We start from the raw sequence: 22,492 nt of genomic DNA, 5'->3' as shown, positions 1-22,492 counted from the left end.
ATGTGCCTCTCTCTTCAAGGAATGAGCGCTCGAACTTTTCCATAGGGGTGGACCTTAGTTCAACTGACCCCTCGTACGGGGCGACCTCGGTCGCTCCTCACCAAGTGGAGTCACCTCACTTGAGAAGGGGCGACCGAGGTCGCCCCCTACGGTAGGTGCTACTCGGTTTTTTGAGCTTTTTCGGCCTCTTTGGCGGCCTTCTTCTCGGCTTGCATCTTCTCACGGTTCGACAGACGGAAGCCGCTGCCGAACAGGCCGCGGCGGGCCGGCTTCACCGGAGGCTCGTCGGACTCGCCGGCATCGGCGGCATCGGCATCCCCATCGGCCTCGCCAGCCTTCTTCTGGGCCGCATGGCGGTTCTGGTTCTTCCCCGACCCCTTCGCCTTCACCTGCTTGGCCTGCTGCACGCGGCGCGCCTGCTTCTCGGCCTTGGCGTTCTTCTCCTCAAGCGCCAGCATGCGCTCCTGGTAGGCCACGCGCTCCTTCTTGATCTTCCAAAAATCGAGCACGAAAGCGGCGATGATGAACACGTAGGCCAAGATGAGCGTCACAACCGCCACCTGAGGCGGCAGCGACTGCTGGCCGACGAAGCTCAAGGTCGTGCAGCCGATGGCCGCGATGAGCAGGATCCACCAGATGAGGCGCAGACGCTTGTAGCGCGGCGTGTCGGGCTTGTAGTACTTGCGCTCCACCTCGCGCTGCTTGGCGGCGGCGGCCTTGCGGGCGGCCTTCTCCTCGGCCTTGCGCTGCTCGGGCGTCTTCTTCGCCGATTTCACGGTGACCGAGGCGGCGGCCTTGGCCTTGGGCTTGGCCGAGGCGGCCGACTTGCGCGTTGTGCCGGTGCGCTCCTCGGAGGTGTAGCGTTCGTTCATGGGGTTGCGTTGGGACATCTCTCTCCTTCAGTTCACGTCATCTTGAGCGCAGGCCGAAAGGCCGAAGTCGAAAGATCTCGCGAGATTTTTCGACTCGCTCCGCTCGCTCAGAATGACGGCGGGTTTTGCGGGCGGGCGGCGCTAGAACGTCGCGGGGTCGAACTTCTTGCCGGTGATGGTCTCGTAAGCCTGAATGTACTTCGCGGACGTGGCGTCGATGATCTCCTGGGGAAGGCGCGGCGGGTTCCCGGTCTTGTCCCAATGGGCCGTCAGCCAATCGCGGACGAACTGCTTGTCGAAGCTGGGCTGGTCCTTGCCCTCCTCGTAGGTATCGCCGGGCCAGAAGCGCGAGGAGTCGGGGGTGAGTACCTCGTCGGCCAAGATGATGGTGTCACCGAGACGGCCGAACTCGAACTTCGTGTCGGCGATGATAACCCCGCGCTCGGCCGCGTGGTCGGCGGCGGTGGTGTACACCTTCAACGCCAAGTCGCGCAGGGCCGTGGCATCCTCTTCCCCGAGGATTTCCGTAAGGCGCTCGAAGGAGATGTTCTCGTCGTGGTCGCCAATCTCGGCCTTGGTGGAGGGGGTGAAGATGGGCTCGGGCAGCTTCGAGGAGTTCACGAGGCCTTGGGGCAGCTCTATGCCGCAGACGGTGCCCTCGCGGTTGTACTCCTTCAGGCCGCTGCCAGCCAGATACCCGCGCACGATGCACTCGGCGGGGAACATGTCGGCCTTCTTCACTAGCATGAAGCGACCGCGCAGATAGTCGGCGTAGGGCTGGAACTCCTCGGGCAGGTCGGCCACGTCGGTGGAGATGAGGTGGTTCTCCACGACGCCGTCGAGCAGATCGAACCAGAACTTGGAGAGCTGGGTGAGCACCTGGCCCTTGTAGGGGATCTCGTCTTCCAGAATGTAGTCGAAGGCCGAGATGCGGTCGGTGGCCACGAGCAGCAGCCTGTCGCCCAAATCGTACAGATCGCGCACCTTGCCCTGCGCGTCGGGAGTAATGTCGATTCCCGCCATGAGTGCCCTTTCTCCTTGATGGCCCGGCTGCCGCTCCGCTCGAACACCGCCCAACGGACGCCGTTCGAGCGCAGGTACCCAAGCGCTTTTCGCGTATCGGACATTATGGCACAAATACGGCCCTCGCACCGTCGCTTCACAGAGAACGGCACGATACCCCTTCTGTTCGAAATGGCCAAAAAGTACCCATTAACTGTCAGTCGGCGCACCATTTCTGGCCATTGATTGTCCGGCCAGCAAAAAGCCCTCCATCCGTTTCGCGTTTCGCCTGGTCAGAAGACGCGGCAATCGACGAGAACATGGACGCGCGCGCACCAAATGCAGCTAGCGGTCCTTTTTTGGCCAAAACGGGGCCAGCACAGGGGGCAACTCGCAGCTAGCTACCCGTTTTTGTCCAATACGTGTCCACCGCAGGGCTAGCTCGCAGTTAACGACCCCTTTTCGGCCAAAACGTTACCATCCCAGGGGCTAGCTCGCAGCTAGCTACCCGTTTTTGTCCATCTCGATCGTCAGGCGCCCAGCAATGCCGTAAATCGCGCCATCCGGATCGCCGCGACGTTGCTTCGAGGCCGCAAAACTTGCAGAACGCCGAAGGGCACCTTCTCCTATCGGCTTGCTTTCGCGGGCTTTTTGTGGCCGGTGCGCTTCTTGGAGTTGCGGCGGTGCTTGGAGGCGTCTTCGTCGTACAACGGGATATGGATGGTGAAGCAGGCGCCCTTGCCCTTCTCGCCTTCCACCTGCACCCAGCCGCCGTGGCGGTCGACGATCTCCTTCACCACGGCCAGGCCCACGCCCAAACCACCGCTCTCGCGGTTGCGGCCGGCGTCGGCGCGCCAGAAGCGCGAGAACACCATGCGGGCCTCCTCTTTGGAAAGGCCGATACCGGTGTCGCGCACAGCAATGGAGGCCATGATGTCGCCCTTCTTCACCGACACCGTGATGTGGCCGCCCTCCGGGGTGTAGCGCACGGCGTTGGAAATCAGGTTCGCCGTGGCCTGGCGGATCATGTCGGCGTCGCCCACCACCATGACGTCGGGCTGAGCGTCGTACTCCAGGGTGAGGCCGGAATCGGACACGAACATCTCATGGGTGGCAATGATGCCGGCGATGAGATCGCCGACGTTGACAACCTCTTCCTTCATGGGCTCGGCGCGGTTTTCCAAGCGCGACAGCTTCAGAAGGGCGTTCACCAGCCGCGACAGGCGCTGGATCTCGGAATTCACGGTGACCAGGCGCTCCTCGTCGGCCTCGTAGACGCCGTCGATCATGGCCTCCACCGTGGCCTGGATGGCCATGAGCGGGGTGCGCAGCTCGTGGGCGACGTCGGTGGTGAGGCGCCGCTCCAAATCGCGGTCCTTCTCCACCGACTCGGCCATGGCGTCGAAGGTCTCGCCGAGGCGGGCCACCTCGTCCTCGCCGGTCAGCTTCGTGCGGGCCGACAGATCGCCGTCGCCGATGGCCCGGGCCGTCTTCATAATGCGGTTGATCGGCGACACCAAGTTGCGCGCGAAGAGGAAGCCGATGCAGGAGGCGAGCACGATGGCCACGCCGCCGGCGATGAACATAGCCTGGTAGGAGTTATCGCGGAACTCCTGGTCGGGCTGGCGCATAAGGGCCTCGGAGCCGTAGACCCACAGGCGCACGGTGCCCACTTTCTCGCCATCGGGAAGCACGATGGAAGCCGTGACCGCCTGCGAGCGGTCCTGAGGTGCGAAGGACGTGAACACGTCGCCCTGCTGCTCGTCGATGATGACGGAGGAGTCGAAAACGGTGCTCCCCTTCAAGTCGATCACCCGCACGCCCACACCGCTCGTGAGCTCGGTGGCCTGGGCGGCCGGGCGGGTGGTCTCGGGATTCCACAAATCGCCGGTCTCCTCGTAAATGGCCGCGATGCGGTTCGCCGTGGTCTCGCAGAGCGTCTGCATGTTGTCGGCCGTGTAGGTGCGGAAATGCTGTTCCCACACAAAGGAGACCACGCCGATGGCCACAAGGGCGGTCATGGCGGCGATGAGGGCGAAGGCCAAGGTCACGCGGGTCGTATAGGACAGGTTCGACCAACGCAGGTGCTTCTTTTCCTTCTTGCGTTCCGGAGAAGGCGAAGAGGCCGCCGGCGGGGCGACCTCTTCAGCGGTTTCCAGAATGCGCGGTTTTGCTTCCGTCTCGGTCATGGAACTCCTTCGAAGCAGACGGCGGACACCAAAGCCGAGCGGCTCCGGCGGCAAGTACGCGAAATGAACGGGCGATTACTGGCCGTTCTTGGTGGGATCCTCGAAGCGGTAGCCCACGCCGTGCACGGTGTGGAGCCACTTCGGGTTGCGCGGGTTGTCGCCGATCTTGGCGCGCAGGTTCTTCACATGGGAGTCGATGGTGCGCTCGTAGCCCTCGAAGTCGTAGCCGAGCACCTTCTCCACGAGCTCCATGCGGCTGTACACGCGACCGGGGTAGCGGGACAGCGTGGTGAGCAGCTTGAACTCGCTGGCGGTAAGATCGATCTCCTCGCCGGAGACGAGCACCTTGTGGCCCGACACGTCGATGGTGAGCTCGCCGAACTCGAGCACCTCGCGCTGGGGCTCGGAATCGGCGTGCACGCGGCGCAGCAGCGCGCGGGAGCGGGCCACCAGCTCGCGGGGGCTGAAGGGCTTCACCAAGTAGTCGTCGGCGCCCAGCTCCAGGCCGATGATGCGATCTTCCACCTCGCCCTTCGCCGTCAGCATGATGATCGGCACATCGGAGGTGTCGCGGATGACGCGGCAGACGCGCTCGCCCGGCACCCGGGGCAGCATGAGGTCGAGGATGACCAGATCGAAGTGATGCTTCTGGAACTCTTCCAGGGCGTCCTGGCCGTCGCCGACGGCGGTCACCCAGTAGTTCTCGCGCTCGAGGTAGGCGGTCACCGCATCGCGGATGGCCTTCTCATCTTCAACCAGAAGAATGCGTCGCGTTTCGTTGCTCATGGAATGTGCTCCTTGCATACTCGCTTGCAGTTTCTAGGATGCCCAAGCTTAAATCTGTGTTGACCTGCTATTTTATCTGCAGCTGGCACATATATCAGCCCGGTAGTCGTGTTTGCGTTTATTGTAGCGTTTGGCTCCATACGGTCGCCGAGGTGTATGCGAAATGACACAATAGCCCCATGCCACAGAGAAGATCCGCGCCCACGCGGCGCGTTGCTACAAAACAACCCACATCCCTCTCCCTGCCCGGGGGCCATGAGCTTCTGCTGACGCGCCGTCACTTTCTTTACGGCGTGGCCGGCGTGGCTGCATTGGCCGCCGTGGGCGGCGGGGCCGCTTGGGCTGCCGGTCGCTCCAACGATGACGATGCCCTGAAAACCTTGAAGGTGCCCGAAGGCGCCGTTACGGCCCAGAGCTCCCTGGAAAAGATGGAAAGCTACGAGGACGCCGTCACGCTTGCCGGCTCGGCGAAGCTGCCCTTCGGCACGCTCGTCTGGTGCAGCGACGACGCCGTCGCCGCCTGCTTGCTTCCCACGGAAACCGCCAAGCCCCTGGCCGAGGTGGGGCTGCTCGATCTGGTCTCCGCCGAGTGCACCACTATCCTCGAGCACGCCGTGGGCGAGGCCGAAGGCTTCGAGATTTACGACGTGCGCGCCAATGCCGCCGGCGTCATCTGGACCGAGGCCGACATTTTGGACAGCCTTTGGCGCGTGTACGCGGCGCCGCTTTCCGGCACGACGTTGGGCGAGCCGCAGCTGCTCGACGAGGGCGACGTGAACTGGGAGATGCCCACCTTGGCCGTGGCCGGCGCTTTCGCCTTCTGGCAGCGTCTTCCGCAACTGGACGGCAACGCGCGCGTAGAGGACTCCCTCCTTAAGCGTGCTGCCTTCGGCACGGCCAACGTCCAGATGGTATATGCCTCCCAAGGGCGCATGGCCTGCGCGCCCACCTCCTGCGGCGACAGCCTCACCTTGGCCCCCCGTGCCCGCACGAGCGGCACCTACTACCAGCTCACGCACTTGGACGCCGCCACCGGCGAGGTCACCGACGCCTGCGTTTTGCCCTCATCCATGCGACCCATGGAGTGCAGCTGGGGTAAGACCGGCTTCAGCTTCGCCTTCGACGGCATCTACAACTACGGAGAGGGCATCGCGAATTTGGGCACCTACCTGCCTATGGAAGCTCCCGAGGCGGTCTCGCTCACGGCGGCCAACGCGGAAGAGACGGCTGCGGAGACGGATGAGGCGGACGATGCCGCACCGTACCTTCCCGTCGCCTGCGCCAATCCCGGCACCGAGGCCTACAGCGCGGTACCTTGGTTCCATTTCGCGGCGAACCCGCTTTCCGCACCGTGCTGGTGCGGCGACTGGCTCATGGTGCGCGGCGGCAGCTTCGTGGTGGCCGTCGATTTGGCGGGACGGCGCTATGCGCAACTGCCCCTCGAGGAGGGGTCGGGCGACTACAACGATTTCCTCGCCTCGACGCACGTAGGCACGCGGGCCGTCACTTATTGCAACGTGGACTACACCCCCATCGGCGGCGAGCAGCAGAAGCACTGCCTCGTCCGCATTTGGGAACCGGCGGCGTAAGGGCGCTCTAGCTTGTCCGCGATCGGGACGGGAGGGCTCCCGTGAAGACCTCTGCGCGCCCTCCGAAGAACGCGGCCGTTAAGAAACAGCTTCCACTTCAGCAGCAACGATGCCGGGATAGTACCGGCCTATGTGCGTTCCTTCCGCTGTTTCTTTTGCCGCGTTCGCAGGAGGACAAAGCGCGCAGCGGGCTTCACGGGGGCCCTCCCGTCCCGATCGCTGTTACAACCCGAAGTACTCCTGTTTGGCGGTAAGGATGCGGGTGAGGGACTCGTCGAGGCGCTCTTCAGTCAGCTCGCCCACTTGCACCGCGCTCAACACCCCCTGGTAGGCCTCGTCGAGGCGCTCAGGCATGAGCGGGATGTCGCAGCCGGCCTTAAGTGCCGCGACCGCCGCTTCCGCCGGGGTGTAGTAGTCGGTGATGGCGCCCATGGAAAGCGAGTCGGTGACGATGATGCCCGTGTACCCGAGAGAATCGCGCAGCATGCCCTGAACGACGGCCGAGCTGAGCGGGGCCGGCGTGCTGTCGCCGACGATGTTCGGCAGACTCACGTGTCCCACCATGATCATGGGCACCCCCGCTTCGATGGCCGCGCGGAAGGGCACGAGGTCCACCGTTTCCAACTCCTCGTTGGTCGCCTCGATGGTGATAGCGCCCTCGTGGGAATCACCGGCCGCCGCGCCAATGCCCGGGAAGTGCTTGGCACAGCAGAGCATCTTCTTGTCGCGGAAGCCCTCCACCTCGGCCCGCACCATGTCGGCGGCCACGGCGGCGTCGCTCGAGAACGAACGCAGGCCCATGGTGTCACTGCGCAGGGGATCCACCACATCGGCCACGGGAGCGAAATCCAGGTTGAATCCAAGGGGCATCAGGTAGTCGGCGATCTGCTCGGCGGCGCGCTTGGCCGCCTCGGTGTCGCCGGCGCTGCCGAGGGCCGAGGCGTCGCCCACATCTTGAGCCCCGAAGGCCTCATTGTCGGCGACGCGCACGACGGTGCCGCCCTCTTCATCGACAGCAATGAAGGGTGCCACGTTTCCGGCGTCGGCGTAGAACTGCTTGACGTTCGCGAGCATGGTCGTCGTCTGCTCGGGGTCGAGCAAGTTCTGAGCGAAGTAGACGATGCCGCCCACGGGATGGGCCGTTACTCCCTCGCGAGTCATGTCGCCGGCCTGAGTGACTTGCGACACGCCTTCCACCAGCGCTTCCGGCGTCACGATAAACAGCTGGGCCACCTTCTGCTCGAGCGTCATGGCGCCGATGCGCTCGTCCACAGCAGCACGCGCGGCGACTGCGGCGGCTTCGGGGTTCTGACCGTCACCAGCGCCTTCGCCGCCCGAACCGTCCACCCCGGTCGGTCCGCCCGTCCCGTTCGATCCGTCGCCCGCGCAGCCGCTCAACGCTAGGCTTCCGCCGGCCAAAGCCGCCAGCCAGACAAAACGGCGGCGGGTGATGGAATCAACCAGAACAGTCACACTACTTCCCTTCGAACAACGCGATCCCCTCGAACGACGCAGTCCCTTCGAGCCAACCGCGCACGCACTCGCAATTTCACTTACGCCCACCAGCATAGCGCCAGGAACGCCTTGCGGCAACGGGCCACCGCACGATGCCGAAGCACGTAACGGTCACTTCACTTTCTGTGAAGACGGAGGCACGCCGCTCGCAAATAGGGAATAATGCGAGATATCGCAAAACGGCGATCGAAGCAGGAGGAGGATTTGTGACCTATCTCATCACCTTTCTGGAGGGCATCATCACCTTCGTGTCGCCGTGCCTGCTTCCCATGATTCCCATCTACGTCACCTACTTCGCCGCCGGCGAGGAGGTGCGCACTTCAGTGGTGCTGCGCAACGCCCTCGGCTTTGTGCTCGGCTTCACGTGCGTGTTCATCGCTATGGGAGCTTTGGCTTCGTCGGTGGGCGCGTTCTTCATCGAGTATCAAAGTGCCGTCAACGTGGTGTGCGGCCTGGTGGTCATCGCCTTCGGACTGTACTTTCTCGGCATCATCAAGATCAACCTCTTCCACGGCGCGAAGAACCCGCTGGCGGGACGACAGCTGGGATTCTTCTCCTCGGTGCTGTTCGGCGTCATCTTCTCCATCGGATGGACGCCGTGCGTGGGGGCGTTCCTCGGCTCGGCGCTCATGCTGGCCTCGCAGCAGGCATCGGTGGCGCAGGGCGTTATCCTGCTTCTGTGCTACTCGGCCGGCCTCGGTATTCCGTTCGTGGCGGCTGCCGTGCTCATCGACAAGCTGAAGGGCGCTTTTGCCGTCATCAAGCAACATTACGATATCATTAACAAGGTATGCGGCTGGTTTCTGGTCGCCGTGGGCGTGCTCATGGCGACGGGGCTGCTCGGCGGCTTCTTGCGCCTGCTGAGCTAGCCGGTGGAACCGGGCCCGAAGGAGAAAGGTTCGAACATGAGCGAGAACGAGAAGACGCCGACCGACGCCGGAACTCCGGTTGAGACGGAGATCGCGGCCGACGAGCAGACTCCCGATGCTGGCGGACAAGCAACGACGAAGGGCGCTCCGGCAACGGCAAGCGCGACCCCCGCGGCAACTGAATCTTCGGCAGCCGAGCAGCGAGGCGAGGTCATCGGCGAGCGCTTGGCGGCTTTGGAAGCAGAGGAGAAAGCCAACGCTGCCACCCCCGAAGGAGAGAAGGCCGACCGCAAGAAACACGTCGGCGTCATTGTGGCCGCCGTCGTCTTTGCCGTGCTGCTCATCGGCGCGGGCGTGGCCTACAGCGTCCTGGCGCCGACGGTCGATGACAAGCAGATAGAAGTTACCGGCACCGATGCCGTCCAAGAAACCGAGGTAGATGCCACCGCCGACGCCGACGTTTCCGACGATACCGGTGACGGCAACGGCGCCAACGCAGCCACCACCCCGGCCCCGGACTTCACCATGACCGACGCGGATGGAGCGACCCTCACCCTGGCCGACTTCAAGGGCAAGCCGGTGCTGCTGAACTTCTGGGTTAGCTGGTGCGGCCCCTGCGCCAGCGAGATGCCCGACATCCAGTCTGCCTGGGAAGAACACGGCAACGACGTCGAGTTCGTCATCGTGAACATGACCGACATGAACGGCGAGACCGAGCAGTCCGCCAAGGCCTTCCTCGCCGAGAACAACTACACGTTCCCGTGCTACTTCGACGCCAACAACTCGGCGGCCACGGCCTTCGGAGTGAGCTCTATCCCGCAGACCTACCTGATCAACGCCGAGGGCAACATCATCGGCGCCTACATGGGCGCCATGGATGCCTCAGTAATCGCCCAGGGCATCGACATGCTCACCGGCAACACCGCTGCCCCCGCTGCGCAGTAGACGCCTCTTTCAGCATTTGTTCGTACAAAGAAGGCCCCTAGCACAATCAGCGCCAGGGGCCTTCCATATAGGTATGCCGATACCCGACTAGAACTCCAGCTCCTGCAGGCGGTCGAACACCACGTCTTTGCGGGTGAGGAAGTCCCAGGGGTCGAAGATCTCGTCCAGCTTCTCCTGGCTAAGCAGGGCCATGGCCTCGTCGTCAGCTTCCAAGCGCTCGCGGTAGGTGGGGCCGTCCACGGCGTTCTGGATGTCCTCCCACACCTTCATGGCGTTGCGCTGCACGATAACGTAGGCGTCCTCGCGGGAGATGCCCGCGTCCACGAGCGCCAGCAGCACCTTGCTGGAGAAGATGAGGCCCTTCGTGCGCCACAGGTTGTGCTCCATCTTGGCCGGGTAGGTCTGCAGGCCGTCGAGCATCCACTGCATCTTCCCGAACATGTAATCGAGCGCCGTGAAACTGTCGGCCAGCACCACGCGCTCGGCGCCGGAGTGCGAGATGTCGCGCTCGAACCACAAGGCCACATTGTCGAAGGCCACCTGGGCGTTCGCCTTCACCACGCGGGCGAGGCCGCAAACGCGCTCGGCCGTGATGGGGTTGCGCTTGTGGGGCATGGCCGAGGAGCCCTTCTGCCCCTTGGTGAACGGCTCTTCCGCCTCGATGACGTCGGACTGTTGCAGCAGGCGCACCTGCATGGCGATGGACTCAAGCGTGGAGGCGGTCACGGCCAGCGCGGCCATCACCTGGGCGTGGCGGTCGCGAGCAAGCACCTGGGTGGACAGCGGATCGGGAGTAAGGCCCAGCTTCTCGCAGACGTAGGTTTCCACAAAGGGATCGATGGAAGAGTAGGTGCCCACCGCGCCGGAAATAGCGCCGGTGGCGGCCACAGCGCGGGCCTCCTCCATGCGGGTGAGGGCGCGCTTCAAGGCCCAGGCCCAGCTGCCGAACTTCATGCCGAAGGTCATGGGCTCGGCGTGAATGCCGTGGGTGCGACCGACGCACAGGGTGTTCTGAAACTCGAAGGCGCGGCGCTTGCAGGTCTCGCCGAGACGCTTGATGTCGTCGATGATGATGTCGCAAGCCTGCGTGACCTGATAGGACAGGGCCGTGTCGCCCAGGTCGGAGGAGGTCATGCCGTAGTGCACCCAGCGGCTGGGCTTGTCGGCGCCCTCGGGGATGTCGGCGTCGATGTAGTTGGCCATGCAGGTGGTGAATGCGATGACGTCGTGATTCGTCACTTTCTCAATCTCGTCGATCTCCTCAACGGTGAAGTCGGCGTGATCGCGGATCCACTGGGCCTCCTCGCGCGTGATGCCCGCCAGGCCGAGCTCGGCCTGGGCCTCGCAGGCCAGAACCTCGATCTCCTTCCAAATGGCGAATTTGTTCTCAAGTTCCCAGATGCGACCCATTTCCGGACGAGTGTAGCGACCGATCATGCGCGTTTCCTTTCCCTGGCAATGTGCGGTTCCTTATTGCGTAGATTACCAAAAACCGCCCGCGCGAACCCCCGACATCCCCAGTTAATCCGTGGGTGAGTTGTGGGTGAGTCGCCAAATTTCGGGGAATTCAATCTCGGTGGGCGATTCGCGAGGCCGTGGCGCCTCCTACCATCTTGCATCGTTCGAGGCAGCGCACGACAACGGCTGCCTACCACGCTAACTTTAGGAGGGTTCAGCATGCGTTCCATCAATCTTTCTCGCCGATCGTTTCTCTCGGGAGCTGCCGCAGCAAGCGCGCTGGGGGTCATGGCCCTGAGCGGATGCGCGCCCCAGGCAGAACCCGCAAAGGAGGTCGCCGAAACAGGAACTGCGCCGAAGGAAGTCGTCGAGACCATCGACACCGACCTCCTCATCGTCGGCCTCGGCGGCTCGGGGCTTGCTTGCGCTGTTCAAGCGGCACTCGACGACACCAACTGCCTGGTCATCGAGAAGAACGCCGAATCAGGCGGAAACGCCCTGGGCGTCGAGGGCATGTTCGCCATCAATTCTTCCATGCAGAAAGCCGCAGGGATCGAAGAGATCACTCCCGCTGAAGTCATTGCCGCTCAGATGGAGATGCTGCAGTACCGGCCCAACGGCGCCGAGTGGGTCGAATTCTGCGAAAGCTCGGCGGCCAACATCGACTGGTGCCTGGAGCAGGGGGTGGAGTACAACGGAACGGTGGATAACTATTACACGGGCCTTCTGCATACCTTCCATTGGTTCAAGGAAGGCAGCTGCTCCAAGGGCTACGTGCCCCAGATGACTAAGCGGGCCGAGGAACTGGGGGTAGAGGTTCGCTACAATACGACAGCGAATGAACTCATACTAGATGATAGCGGCGCGGTTTGCGGCTTGTACGCCATTGGTCAAGATGGTGAAATTCTCATCAATGCGAAAGCCGTCATCTTGGCTACGGGTGGTTTTTGCGGCAACCCCGACATCATCAAGCGCCAAGGGTGGAACACCGACGACATGGTTTGCCTGGGCCTGAATGGAACGGGCGATGGATTCAATATGGCTACTGCGGTTGGGGCAATCGACGACCTTGCCAACGCTTCGCAGAGTATTTGCCCCACTATCCCCGCCTTCCCCGTCACTGATTACAAGGCCGATCCGTACAACCCTATCAACGGGTTGGGCGGTATCGCAACGGGCGGCCCCATTATGTGGGTCAACGAGACCGGTGATCGATTCGTGCGTGAGGACACCACTTCGGTAATGGCTCCCTCCTCGGCCAGTATCGCCACAAAGCGCAATGCGGCGACCTACTGCGTCTTCGACCAGAACATTTACGACACGTTCTTCGGCACGACGCCCGAGGCGCAGGCCATGTTCGAAGAGTCCATAACATCCGACAACGGATACAGCCTCTACTCTTCCAACGATCTGGCCGACCTCGCCCAGCATTTCGACATGGATCCGGAGAACTTCAAAAACGCCGTGGCCCGCTATAACGAAAGCTGCAAGGCGGGAGCCGATAAGGACTTCCTCAAAGATCCCTCCCTCCTGATTCCCGTAGAGCAGCCCCCGTTCTACATCGGCCGCATGAGTTATGTGTTCTACTTCGCCACGGGCGGTTTGAAAGTGGATAAGTTCCAGCGCGTTTGGGACATCGACAAGCAGCCCATCCCCGGCCTGTACGCTATTGGCAACGAGGGCAACAACCACTACGCGAGCGTGTACACCATCAACATTCCGGGTACCGCCTTCGGCCATCAAGTGAACTCCGGACGCGTTGCGGCGCAGCAAGCGGCCAAGTACATCAACAGCTAGCCGCCCGATAAGCACCCGACGGCAAATCGCCCTCCCCTCTCGCCCGCGACCGAGCCCTTCCCTCCCACGGCCTGGTCGCGGGCCTTTACTCTTCGAAAGAAGAGGCCCTTTCGCGAACGAGTTCGATCAGCTCTTCCTTTGAGTGAATACCGAGCTTCGTATAGATGTGACTCACATGAGTTTTCACCGTTTGGTCGGATACGCAAAGCTCGTCAGCGATTTGCTTCCGCTTTTTGCCTTCAGCAAGGCAAAGCGCTATCTCCATCTCCCGCGATGTGAGGCCCGCGTCCAATGCCAGATATTGCACGGCAAATTCCTGGGGCGTGGCCGTACTCGTATCGGTGCTGGGACGAACGACGCCCCAGCCAAACCGTACGTTTCTGATCCCCGAAAGACCGAGAGATCCAATGAGAAGCACAAAGATGGCACAGGCGGCAACATCGCCGATCGGCGCCTCCAGCCAAAGGGATAGCGTCGTTGCCCCAGCACCTATCACCTGGCCCCCTACGAAAAACAACGTCGTCAGCGAAATGACCCACGGCGCCGGCAAATCGAACTGCTTCGAGAGATACGAGCAGACTCCGCACATAATAAGATGGAGGAACGCATAGCCAGCCGCAACAATACCTACGCCCAAAACGGACGCTTCGGCGCAAACGCAAATGAGAAGCATCCCGAAAGCCATGGCAGGAAATGCCCGGTGGTAAATGAGGTGGTTGAAGTCCGTTTGCGCAGCCACCATCATGACGCCTAGGACGACCGCCGCTATTCCGTAGCACACCCCGTTAAAGGCAATGTGCGAGCCTTCGACGCCAAGCGCCGAATAAGCAACGATATAAAACCCGAAAACAGCCCCATGCAGCGCTGATGTTGCTAAAAGCTTGTGCGGCCATGCGGTATTTTTATTAAGCCCGCGCATAAAGACCTGCCTCAGAGGCATCCCTTTGAAAACCAGCAAGTTAACGGGGATCATCGCCAGCGGAACAAAAAGGCGAGCAATGTCTTTGCCCCATACTCCCATAAAGCCCAAGGCAACCATAAGCGTTGCCGCGACAAGCATTCCGGCAACAGAAACAAGCAAAGTGTTTCGCGCACCGATTTGAGCGACAATCGAAGCCGTCATGACCACAATCAGGGTTGTGCCGAGACACATCAGAATCGACCCGACGTAGGCGACCCTGGAAACAGATCCAAAGAAATCGGTGTTCCACGAAGATGCGATATCTATCGTTACACCTGCTGCCATAACAAGGCACACAAGAACGAGGAATCTTCTCCGCAGAAAAAGAGACGCGATTTTGCGGTACCACAGAACGGCAACGAGGTACCCCAGGGCGTAGCAGAAAGCGACAACGATCCAAGGGGCCACGAGGCCGGGTTCAAAAGTCCCGTCGACAGCGAAGTCAGGCACCTGAAAGGTAATCCCCAGCCAGAGAAAGAACAGTGCGACCGAGGCGACAATGGCAGTGTTATCTCGAAGAACCCCCACGTACGTTTTGATGCGATCCCTCATTTGCTCCCTCTTTGCCGTGCACGATACTCTTTCCACGGTTCGACACTGCAGATACTGGCGCATAGTCGGCATTTTGGCTGACCAGACCGCCTTCAGCGGAAACGTCTCGCCCCATTATACTGGCAACAACACAGAGTAAGCTCGATGAGCCTTGAGCGCTTTCACAGCATCGACTCTTTTGAGGCCCTTTCGAAAAGCCGCAAAAGGACGCGCCAATGTGCGCAAACCTGCGCGAACCTGCGCAAATCAGCAGGATTCTTTGAGCAACGAGGAATATTTTCATTGCAGAAACCGGAGCGCTCGGGTAAGATGCATTGTTACGCGGAGGAGTGACCGAGAGGCCGAAGGTGCTCGCCTGCTAAGTGAGTATGCCCCACAAGGGCATCTAGGGTTCGAATCCCTACTCCTCCGCCACTTTGCCTTTTCTCGAACTCCCTACAGGGAGTTTTTTATTTCCCCCATGGCCAGCGACGGCGGGTGGTGGCGGCGAGGCGCTTTTTGCGGTAGTTGGGGTTGTGCTTGAGAAAGCGCCAGTTGGCGATGCGGGTGATGAGGAGGCCGACAAGACCCACGATCATGAAGCTGAGCGAGAGGTCGAGCACCGCCGGAGCATCGTCGAAAAAGGCGTACACCGACACCAGGGCGAAAAAGCCGACGACGACGCCGTTGAACCAGGTGAAGATTTTGATGAGCACCTCTTTGGCGCGAGCCGGAGAATGGCGGTACGTGACCACCACGTAGATGAGCCCCGCCGCCACCGCCATGACGATGAGCAAAGGGACGACGCGGGACAGGCGAGCGAGAAAACCCATGATTACCGCCCTGGAACGACGGCGGCGCGCAAGCCGGAGAGGCTCGTCGGGCGCGCCCACCAGCCGTGAGCCGTGGCAGCCGTGGCGATGCGGCTGGCCCCGGCAAACGTGTCCACCAGCGCGAAAGTGGCCGAACCGCTGCCCGAGAGGAGCACGCTTTCGCTGCCCGCCTGTTCCGCGAGCCATTCGCGAATGGAGGGCAGCTCGGGCAACAGGGCCTCGGCCGCCGGCGCGAGGTTGTTGGCGAGAACCACGTCGTCGGCGCGAGTAGCGGCGAGGTCGCAAACGAGCACGTCTTGGGGCACGGGGCGCGGCGCAGCGTCAAAGCGCTTATAGGCCTCGGCGGTGCAGACGCCCTCTGCTGGTTTCACCAGCACCACGGAGCGCCGCGACGTTTCCAGACGGCGTTGCAAAACCTCGCCCACACCGCCGAGCAAGGCACAACCCCCGTGGAGGAAAAACGCCACGTCAGCCCCAAGCGACCGGGCAACGTCGGCCACGCGCTCGTCATCGGCCGCAAGGCCCCACGCCTTCGCGAGGCCCACGAGCACCGCCGCCGCGTTCGACGAGCCGCCGCCCAAGCCGCCCTGGGCCGGGATGTGCTTTTCGATGCGCAGCTGGATGGCCTCGGGAAGATCGCGGCCCACCGCCCGGGACAGGCGATCAGCAGCTTTGAAGGCGAGGTTGTCGGCCGCCGGCACAGCGAGGTCTTGGCCCGTGCGGTCGGCCAAGTCGATGGTCATGACAAGGTTGTCCGCCGGGCCGCCCACGGCAACGTCCTCGCGGGACGCCCCTTCGGCGGTGCGCTTCGCCAGCTCATCGGCCGAGATATCTTCTGCGCACAGGTACAACGTATCATGCAGCGCGAGCGCGTGCATGATGGTGTCGGCATCGTGGTAGCCGTCCTCGCGGCGCGCCCCAATGGCCAAAAGCAGATTCACCTTCGCCGGCGACACCAGCTTCATCGTGTTCGGCCCCATGAAAGCAGCCGCCGACCACTGGGCCTCCCGGGCCGCCGCCAGCAGGTTCACTTCCGCCTCGCGATTGCGCTGGGCGTTCTCGGTCATTCGCGTTCCTTTCCGTAGTCGGCCGCTTGCCGCTCCCTAGGCGTTCGTCATTCGTTCGTGGGAAAAATTATAGCGAATGGGAAAGCGACGCCTGAGAGAGTCACCAGCGCTCTTTCAAATCTCCGCCAGGAATAGAGACAGGTCAGAAATCCAGTTGACCAAAACTGGAAACCTATGGTCTCAAGCATCCAATGGGCACCACGCAGACACCATCTTCACGACGATAGCCGTACTCGGTGGCGGTGATAACGAGCTTCACGTCGGGAAGACGTAATGGAACTTGCTCCTCCTTTTTGTTGCGCTCGGAAACAAGCCGCTCAATTTCAAGAAGATGCTTTGCGCCTTCATCAATTTCACTTTCGCCCAGCTTGAATTCAACAAGCGCATACCGCCCATCGTCAAGATGGAGCACCGCATCGGCCTCCAATCCGTACCGGTCGCGATAGTACGACAACTCGCCCCCGAGCGCCGAGGAATATGCCTTCAGATCCCTCATGCAGAGCGACTCAAAGAGGAAGCCTAACGTTTTGAAATCCTCGTTGAAATACGCTGGACTCAGTCCAAGCGCGGCGACGGCAACTGACGGGTCTACCATGTTTCGCTTTCTCGAAGCCCGTATTGCCGTTTTGGATCTAATGGCCGGGCACCAGGCAAGAACGTCCTCAACAATGTAGAGTTTTTCGAGCGCTTCAAGATAATCGTAGAACGTCGACTCAGACAGCTCCGTCGTTGCTCGCACGTCGCGGTAGATCGTCTTCGTCTCTGCTAAAGTGCATAGATTGCGTGCGTAGGAGCGCAGAATCGCTTCAGCCCAGCGCGGATTTCTCTTTTGTCCATCTATGTCAGACATATCAACAAAGCATGTTTGGCGAAAGAGATCCTTGGCCACTGCTAGCTGCGAACGCAAGGAGGTGTTGTTGATGGCGTGCGGCCATCCTCCTCGGCATATCGCCACGATCAACTCATCGATGGAAAGCTTCGAGGTGCAGCCGTCATAACTCGTCGAATCATCAAAGAGCGCTTTAAGAGATACGGAGCCCTCTGACTCGCCGCTCTCGAAAAGGCTCATCGGCTGCATCTTCAACGTTGAGATGCGTAAAGTACCCGTATGCGGGGTGTCCACCTCTTGCGACGTCGATCCAGTAAGAATATAGAGCCCGTTCTTTTGCTCATCATCCACCGACTTGCGAACAGCGCCCCATAGTTTCGGCGCATCTTGCCACTCGTCGAAGAGCCTCGGCTTCGGGCCCTCCAGCAGCCGCGAAGGCTGCGTTGCCGCTACAGCAAGGTAATTGTCGCGCTTATCCTCATCTTGCAGCTCCACGACACTGGCGGCTTTCTGCTTCGCTGTGGTAGTTTTACCGCAGCCCTTAGGGCCCACAATAAGCGTTGCACCGAAAGATTCCAGACGAAACTCAAGCTCTCGATCGGCAATGCGATTGCGATACTGCACTGTCGCTTACTCCCTTCTCAGAGCTTATCCGATTTCATTATCTACATCGTATTTTACACTGATTTGCGATATTCTGTTGGAGAGATTTGCGCTCAAATTTTAGATACATTTGCGACGGAGAGATAAATGGGTTGACTCGTAGGCGAGAAAGACCGGCCACACCTCATCCAAGATTTGACATCGGCTTCTTGCGCCGGGCGCGGAAGAAGCCGCGCAGCAGGGCCACGCACTCTTCCTCCCGCACGCCACCGGTCACTTCGAACTGGTGGTTCAGGCGCCCATCGGCGTGAATGTCGTACAGCGTGCCCACCGCACCCGCCTTCTGGTCGGGCGCACCGTACACGCAGCGGGCAATGCGCGCCTGGTGCATGAGACCGGCGCACATGATGCAGGGTTCCAGCGTGACGTAGACGGTGCAATCGGTTAGACGCCAGGCGTCCAGCACGCGGGCCGCCTCCTTCATGGCGAGGAACTCCGCATGCCCCGCCGGGTCGCGGTCGGCCTCGCGGCGATTGCGGCCCCGAGCGATGACGCGCGGTTCGGCCAACGGTCGTCGCGTGCCGCGGTCGATGGGCTCGTACACCACGACAGCCCCGATGGGCACCTCCCCCGCCGCGCCCGCAGCCCGCGCCTCTTCCAAGGCCAGCGCCATATACTGCGCGTCCAGCGCCTGTTGCTCTTCGGGTGTGCGATGTTCGTTCATGGAGGGAATTATAAGCGGTGCCGCGCAAACAACCGCCGCGCAACGCGGCAAAGCAGGCGATTCCCCATAATCGCAGCGGAATGTGGTATCCTGTGCGTCGCGTTCGCCGCACAGCGGCGACAGCCCGATGATGCGGAGGCGTGTCCGAGTGGCTTAAGGAAGCAGTCTTGAAAACTGTCGTGCCGAAAGGTACCGTGGGTTCAAATCCTACCGCCTCCGCCAGAACCTCCAAGGCCCGACTCGCTCGGGCCTTTTTCAAATCTCGACCCTTGTCGGTGACAAAACAAGACCCTCCTGTGCACATTTATGGACTTATATAGACATTCAGAAAGCCTGCTAAGATCCTAGTCAGGAGATGCGGGAATGCCACATTTGCATTTTGCCTGGTCAGACCCATCATGCTTTGCGTGACGAGTTGGCGCGCGCTACGAAACGGAAGACCGATGCCTATATAAATCCAAAAACGCGCACGAAACAGGGATGTTTTGTCACCAGGCTAGCAGTGCTGCCGTGTCCGACCCCCATCACCGCTCGACCGGCGCAAAACCGGGCGTTCTGTCACCGGGTATACCAGCCTTGCCGGCTCCGATCCCTACCGCCGCTCGATCGGGACGTAGGGCTTGGTGCCGCGGATGGTGTTTTTGTAGGCGGGGCGGATGATGCGCTTGCCGGCGGCGATTTCCTCGAAGCGGTGCGCTGCCCAGCCGGCCATGCGAGCGCAGGCGAACAGCGGCGTGAACAGATCCTCGGGGATGCCCATCATGGAGTAGATGAAGCCCGAGTACATGTCCACGTTCGCGCACAGCTCCTTGGTGGAGCCCTTCTCGCGGGCGAAGACCTCGGGCGTCAAACGCTCGATGGATTTCAGCAGGTTCAGCTCAGCCTCGTATTCCGTGCCGGCGGCCAGCTGCTCGGCGAAGCGCTTGCCGATGACGGCGCGCGGGTCACTCAAAGTGTACACCGCGTGTCCCATGCCGTAGACGAGCCCCGTGCCGTCATAGGCCTGCTTGTTCACGATCTTCGCCAGGTAGGCGGCCACCTCGTCGTCATCTTCCCAATTCTTCACGTTCTCCTTGATTTCCGCCTGCATGGCGCGCACCTGATGGTTCGCGCCGCCGTGGCGATGTCCCTTCAGCGAACCGAAAGCCGCCGCGTAGGTGGAATAGGGGTCAGTGTCCGCCGAGGACAGCACATGGGTCGTGAACGACGAGTTGTTGCCGCCGCCGTGCTCGGCGTGCAGGCACAGCATGATGTCGAGCATGCGGGCCTCTTCCGGTGTGAACGAGCGGTCGGGGCGCAGCATGGAAAGGATGGTCTCGGCCGTGGACTGTCCGGGCACGAAGCGGTGCATGATCATGGATTCGTGGTTGAAGGCGGCCTGCTTGGCGTAGTAGGCCAGCACCATGATGCGCGGCAGGCGGCTGATGAGCGAGAGCGCCGTGTGAATCTCGTGCTCGGGAGAGCGGTCCTCGGCGGACTCGTCGGCCGCGTACAGGCGCAGGATGGAACGAGCCATCATGTTCATGAGATCGGGCGAGGTATCCACCATAAGAGTGCTGGCCGTGAATCCGTCGGGCAGCTCGCGCTGGGAATCGATCACTTCCACGAACCGGTTGAGACGCTCCTGCGTCGGCAGCTCTCCCATGAGCAGCAGATAGGCCACCTCTTCGAAAGCGAAGCGGCGCGTCGGATCCAAATCGCCCAGAAGGTCGTACAGGTCGTAGCCGCGCAGGCGCAGGGAGCCCTCGGCCGGCATCTTCTCGCCGTCGGACATCACATAGCCGTGAACGTTGGAGATGTTGGTCATGCCCGCGAGCACGCCCGTGCCGTCGGCGTTGCGCAGGCCGCGCTTCACATCGTGGGCGGCATACAACGCCGGATCGATGGCGTTCACCTGGTAGAAGTTCTCGTACAGGCGCACGCGGCGAGCCTCGTCGTCGCTGATCTCGATGGGCTCGACCTCGTCGATTTCGGCATGGTTGTCCACGCGGATGATGGCTTCATCTATTTCCATGGCCATGGGGCACCCTCCCGGAAAATGGTCGCTACACGGGTATCGGACTATTCTAACGCCTGCCGCGCCCCCTACAGGCGGGGGTACGCTCCGCCGCCGCCCCGCGCGGCGAACGGCGCATTTTCAAAAAAGTTGAAAATTCTCGTTGACAAGGCTTTGGGGCCATGGTTAAATAGTCGTTGCTGTTCGGAAGTGCGCCGTTACCTCAGCTGGATAGAGGGACTGACTACGAATCAGTACGTCGGGGGTTCGAATCCCTCACGGCGCACCATTTTAGATCGTTCAGAACAGAATAGAAGCCGCCTCGAGCGGTTCTTTTTTTGTCAGGCCAAGGAAAGGAACGTACTTGAAGGTTCGAAAATCGAAACCTCACAGTATGTAGACTTCCGGCTTCTCGCCTCCGCGCGGTCGTCGGAAGGGACGACTGCCGAGCATCAACCATCGCCTTGGGCGCCACTGCGCTTACGTTCGCACCGTCAGCGACCCGCGCACGCTGCCCCGCCCCGATGCACTGATGCCCACCGCACGGAGGAACGCACATGCTCTATCTTTCTCAAATGATCGGCGAGCCCGTGGTCGACGCCCAAGGCGAGCGACTCGGCACCATATCCGACCTGGCCATTTCCACGGGCGAGGTCTTTCCGCGCATCACGAGCCTGGCCTTCCAGGGGCCCGGGCGCGTGCCGTTCATGATCTCGTGGCGCAAGTACGTCGACACCTTCGACGACGACGGCATCACGCTGTCGGTGGACGCCCACGACATCCGCTTCAGCTACCTGCAGCCAGACGAGGTGCTGCTGGCCCGCGACCTTATGGACCGCCAGATCGTCGACACCCAGGGCCTTAAGGTCGTGCGCGTGAACGACCTTAAGCTCTCGCAATCCGGCACGCAGTTGCGCCTGCTCGGTGCCGAGGTGGGCGTGCGTGGCATCCTGCGCGGGCTGCATCCGCTGCTGGAAAAGGCCGTCGTGAACGTGGCGAAGCTCTTCCACAAGAAGGTGGACGAGCAGCTCATCGCCTGGAACTACATGGATCTGCTCGACCGCGACCTGTCCGAAGTGCAGCTGTCGGTGACCCACCGCCGCTTGGACGAGCTGCACCCCGCCGACGTAGCCGACATCCTGGAGCAGCTGGACCCCCAGCAGCGCGCCAGTGTGTTCGCCCATTTGGACGACAGCCGCGCCACCGAGGCCATCTCCGAGATGGAAGACGAGTACCAGGCCGAGTTCATCGACGACTTGCCCGACGCGCGGGCCGCCGAGCTCATCGGCAACATGGATCCGGACGACGCCGCCGACATCGTGCGCGACCTTCCCTACGAGAAGGCCGAGACCCTTTTGCGCCTCATGGGCGTGGAAGACGCCGCGGAAATCCGCCGCCTGCTCGGTTACAAGGACGGCACCGCCGGCGGCATGATGACCACCCAGTTCGTCTCCGTGCCGAAGACGGCCACCGTGGCTGACACCATCGAAGTGCTGCGCGCGCTGCCCGAGGATCATCCGACGGTGCACTACGTGTACATCACCGACGAGTACGGCAAGCTGCTCGGCGTGAACTCCCTGCGCACGCTCGTTCTGTACAACGCCGACCGCCTCATGGGCGACATCATGTACGACGACATCATCAGCTGCCTTCCCTCCGAGGAAGAGGAGGACGTGGCCGCCGACATCTTCAAGTACGACATCCCGGCCATGCCCGTGGTGGACGAGCACGGCACCCTGCTCGGCATCGTCACCACCGACGACGCCTGGGACGCCATCGAGGACGATGTGGCGGGCGACAAGACGAAGATGAATGTGCTGTCGATTGCCGGCATTACCGTCGCGTCTCTCATGGGCCTGTTCCTTTACTCGCTGATTTTGCTGCAACTGGCGGGCTCGCTGCATCTCGGCGGCCTGCACTACTAGG

Annotated in this window: 17 protein-coding genes and 3 tRNA genes; 8 read left to right on the top strand and 12 right to left on the bottom strand. The window is 61.8% G+C overall.

What is annotated here, in order from left to right:
- Nucleotides 1-158 precede the first annotated feature (158 nt).
- From NE591_RS00285 to NE591_RS00270, 4 genes are all read right to left on the bottom strand, one after another.
- Nucleotides 159-890: a hypothetical protein gene (locus NE591_RS00285; RefSeq protein ID WP_114548582.1), complete on the bottom strand. Its 732-nt coding sequence runs from the start codon at nucleotides 888-890 to the stop codon at nucleotides 159-161.
- Nucleotides 891-1,013: 123 nt separating this feature from the next.
- The gene (locus NE591_RS00280) at nucleotides 1,014-1,895 is read right to left on the bottom strand and encodes a phosphoribosylaminoimidazolesuccinocarboxamide synthase (RefSeq protein ID WP_114548581.1); all 882 of its coding nucleotides are present in this window, start codon (nucleotides 1,893-1,895) and stop codon (nucleotides 1,014-1,016) included.
- Nucleotides 1,896-2,500: 605 nt separating this feature from the next.
- On the bottom strand, nucleotides 2,501-4,063 hold the full coding sequence (locus NE591_RS00275) for a cell wall metabolism sensor histidine kinase WalK (protein WP_256156162.1): 1,563 nt from the start codon (nucleotides 4,061-4,063) through the stop codon (nucleotides 2,501-2,503).
- A gap of 75 nt (nucleotides 4,064-4,138) precedes the next feature.
- The gene (locus NE591_RS00270; RefSeq protein WP_022741169.1) at nucleotides 4,139-4,849 is read right to left on the bottom strand and encodes a response regulator transcription factor; all 711 of its coding nucleotides are present in this window, start codon (nucleotides 4,847-4,849) and stop codon (nucleotides 4,139-4,141) included.
- A 179-nt stretch (nucleotides 4,850-5,028) separates the two neighbouring features.
- On the opposite strand from NE591_RS00270, the gene NE591_RS00265 reads away from it, so the two are divergent.
- On the top strand, nucleotides 5,029-6,438 hold the full coding sequence (locus NE591_RS00265; RefSeq protein WP_114540113.1) for a twin-arginine translocation signal domain-containing protein: 1,410 nt from the start codon (nucleotides 5,029-5,031) through the stop codon (nucleotides 6,436-6,438).
- Between the two features lie 222 nt (nucleotides 6,439-6,660).
- Here NE591_RS00265 and NE591_RS00260 read toward each other — a convergent pair whose 3' ends face one another.
- Complete coding sequence (locus tag NE591_RS00260) at nucleotides 6,661-7,911, bottom strand: glycoside hydrolase family 3 N-terminal domain-containing protein (RefSeq protein ID WP_181815520.1); 1,251 nt, start codon at nucleotides 7,909-7,911, stop codon at nucleotides 6,661-6,663.
- A 248-nt stretch (nucleotides 7,912-8,159) separates the two neighbouring features.
- Here NE591_RS00260 and NE591_RS00255 point away from each other — a divergent pair, with 248 nt between their 5' ends.
- A complete protein-coding gene (locus tag NE591_RS00255; RefSeq protein ID WP_114540111.1) occupies nucleotides 8,160-8,822 on the top strand; it encodes a cytochrome c biogenesis CcdA family protein in 663 nt (220 codons plus the stop codon).
- 36 nt (nucleotides 8,823-8,858) lie between these two features.
- A complete protein-coding gene (locus NE591_RS00250) occupies nucleotides 8,859-9,767 on the top strand; it encodes a TlpA disulfide reductase family protein (RefSeq protein WP_256156161.1) in 909 nt (302 codons plus the stop codon).
- 87 nt (nucleotides 9,768-9,854) lie between these two features.
- On the opposite strand, the gene purB is transcribed toward NE591_RS00250, so the two are convergent.
- A complete protein-coding gene (gene purB / locus NE591_RS00245) occupies nucleotides 9,855-11,204 on the bottom strand; it encodes an adenylosuccinate lyase (protein ID WP_256156160.1) in 1,350 nt (449 codons plus the stop codon).
- 240 nt (nucleotides 11,205-11,444) lie between these two features.
- Between purB and NE591_RS00240 the strand changes: the two genes are divergently transcribed.
- Nucleotides 11,445-13,022 carry an FAD-dependent oxidoreductase gene (locus NE591_RS00240; RefSeq protein WP_114548579.1) on the top strand — a complete coding sequence of 526 codons (1,578 nt, stop codon included), beginning with the start codon at nucleotides 11,445-11,447 and terminating at the stop codon, nucleotides 13,020-13,022.
- An 85-nt stretch (nucleotides 13,023-13,107) separates the two neighbouring features.
- Here the strand turns inward: NE591_RS00240 and NE591_RS00235 are convergent, their stop codons facing one another.
- The gene (locus NE591_RS00235; RefSeq protein ID WP_173114679.1) at nucleotides 13,108-14,535 is read right to left on the bottom strand and encodes a response regulator transcription factor; all 1,428 of its coding nucleotides are present in this window, start codon (nucleotides 14,533-14,535) and stop codon (nucleotides 13,108-13,110) included.
- Nucleotides 14,536-14,858: 323 nt separating this feature from the next.
- Here NE591_RS00235 and NE591_RS00230 point away from each other — a divergent pair.
- Nucleotides 14,859-14,949, top strand: a tRNA-Ser gene (locus NE591_RS00230).
- Nucleotides 14,950-14,984: 35 nt separating this feature from the next.
- Here NE591_RS00230 and NE591_RS00225 read toward each other — a convergent pair.
- The 4 genes from NE591_RS00225 to NE591_RS00210 form a co-directional block, all read right to left on the bottom strand.
- Entirely contained in the window at nucleotides 14,985-15,347 is a 363-nt protein-coding gene (locus NE591_RS00225) for a guanylate cyclase (protein WP_114540106.1), read from the bottom strand.
- A 2-nt stretch (nucleotides 15,348-15,349) separates the two neighbouring features.
- Nucleotides 15,350-16,414 (bottom strand): 4-(cytidine 5'-diphospho)-2-C-methyl-D-erythritol kinase, encoded by a 1,065-nt coding sequence (locus NE591_RS00220; protein WP_114540105.1) that lies wholly within the window; start codon nucleotides 16,412-16,414, stop codon nucleotides 15,350-15,352.
- A 172-nt stretch (nucleotides 16,415-16,586) separates the two neighbouring features.
- Nucleotides 16,587-17,867 carry an ATP-binding protein gene (locus tag NE591_RS00215; RefSeq protein WP_114540104.1) on the bottom strand — a complete coding sequence of 427 codons (1,281 nt, stop codon included), beginning with the start codon at nucleotides 17,865-17,867 and terminating at the stop codon, nucleotides 16,587-16,589.
- Nucleotides 17,868-18,030: 163 nt separating this feature from the next.
- Nucleotides 18,031-18,570, bottom strand: coding sequence for a nucleoside deaminase (locus tag NE591_RS00210; protein ID WP_114540103.1), 540 nt, complete (start codon nucleotides 18,568-18,570; stop codon nucleotides 18,031-18,033).
- 134 nt (nucleotides 18,571-18,704) lie between these two features.
- Here NE591_RS00210 and NE591_RS00205 point away from each other — a divergent pair.
- Nucleotides 18,705-18,792, top strand: a tRNA-Ser gene (locus tag NE591_RS00205).
- A gap of 370 nt (nucleotides 18,793-19,162) precedes the next feature.
- Here NE591_RS00205 and NE591_RS00200 read toward each other — a convergent pair.
- Nucleotides 19,163-20,590 (bottom strand): citrate synthase, encoded by a 1,428-nt coding sequence (locus tag NE591_RS00200; protein ID WP_241520719.1) that lies wholly within the window; start codon nucleotides 20,588-20,590, stop codon nucleotides 19,163-19,165.
- 188 nt (nucleotides 20,591-20,778) lie between these two features.
- Here NE591_RS00200 and NE591_RS00195 point away from each other — a divergent pair.
- A tRNA-Arg gene (locus NE591_RS00195) sits at nucleotides 20,779-20,855 on the top strand.
- Between the two features lie 268 nt (nucleotides 20,856-21,123).
- A complete protein-coding gene (locus NE591_RS00190; RefSeq protein WP_114540102.1) occupies nucleotides 21,124-22,491 on the top strand; it encodes a magnesium transporter in 1,368 nt (455 codons plus the stop codon).
- Nucleotide 22,492 lies beyond the last annotated feature (1 nt).

This window comes from Adlercreutzia sp. DFI.6.23, from assembly GCF_024462535.1.
Lineage (GTDB): Bacteria > Actinomycetota > Coriobacteriia > Coriobacteriales > Eggerthellaceae > Adlercreutzia > Adlercreutzia rubneri.
Note: the sequence above shows the minus strand (reverse complement) of the source record. Positions and strands in the feature narration are given on the sequence as shown.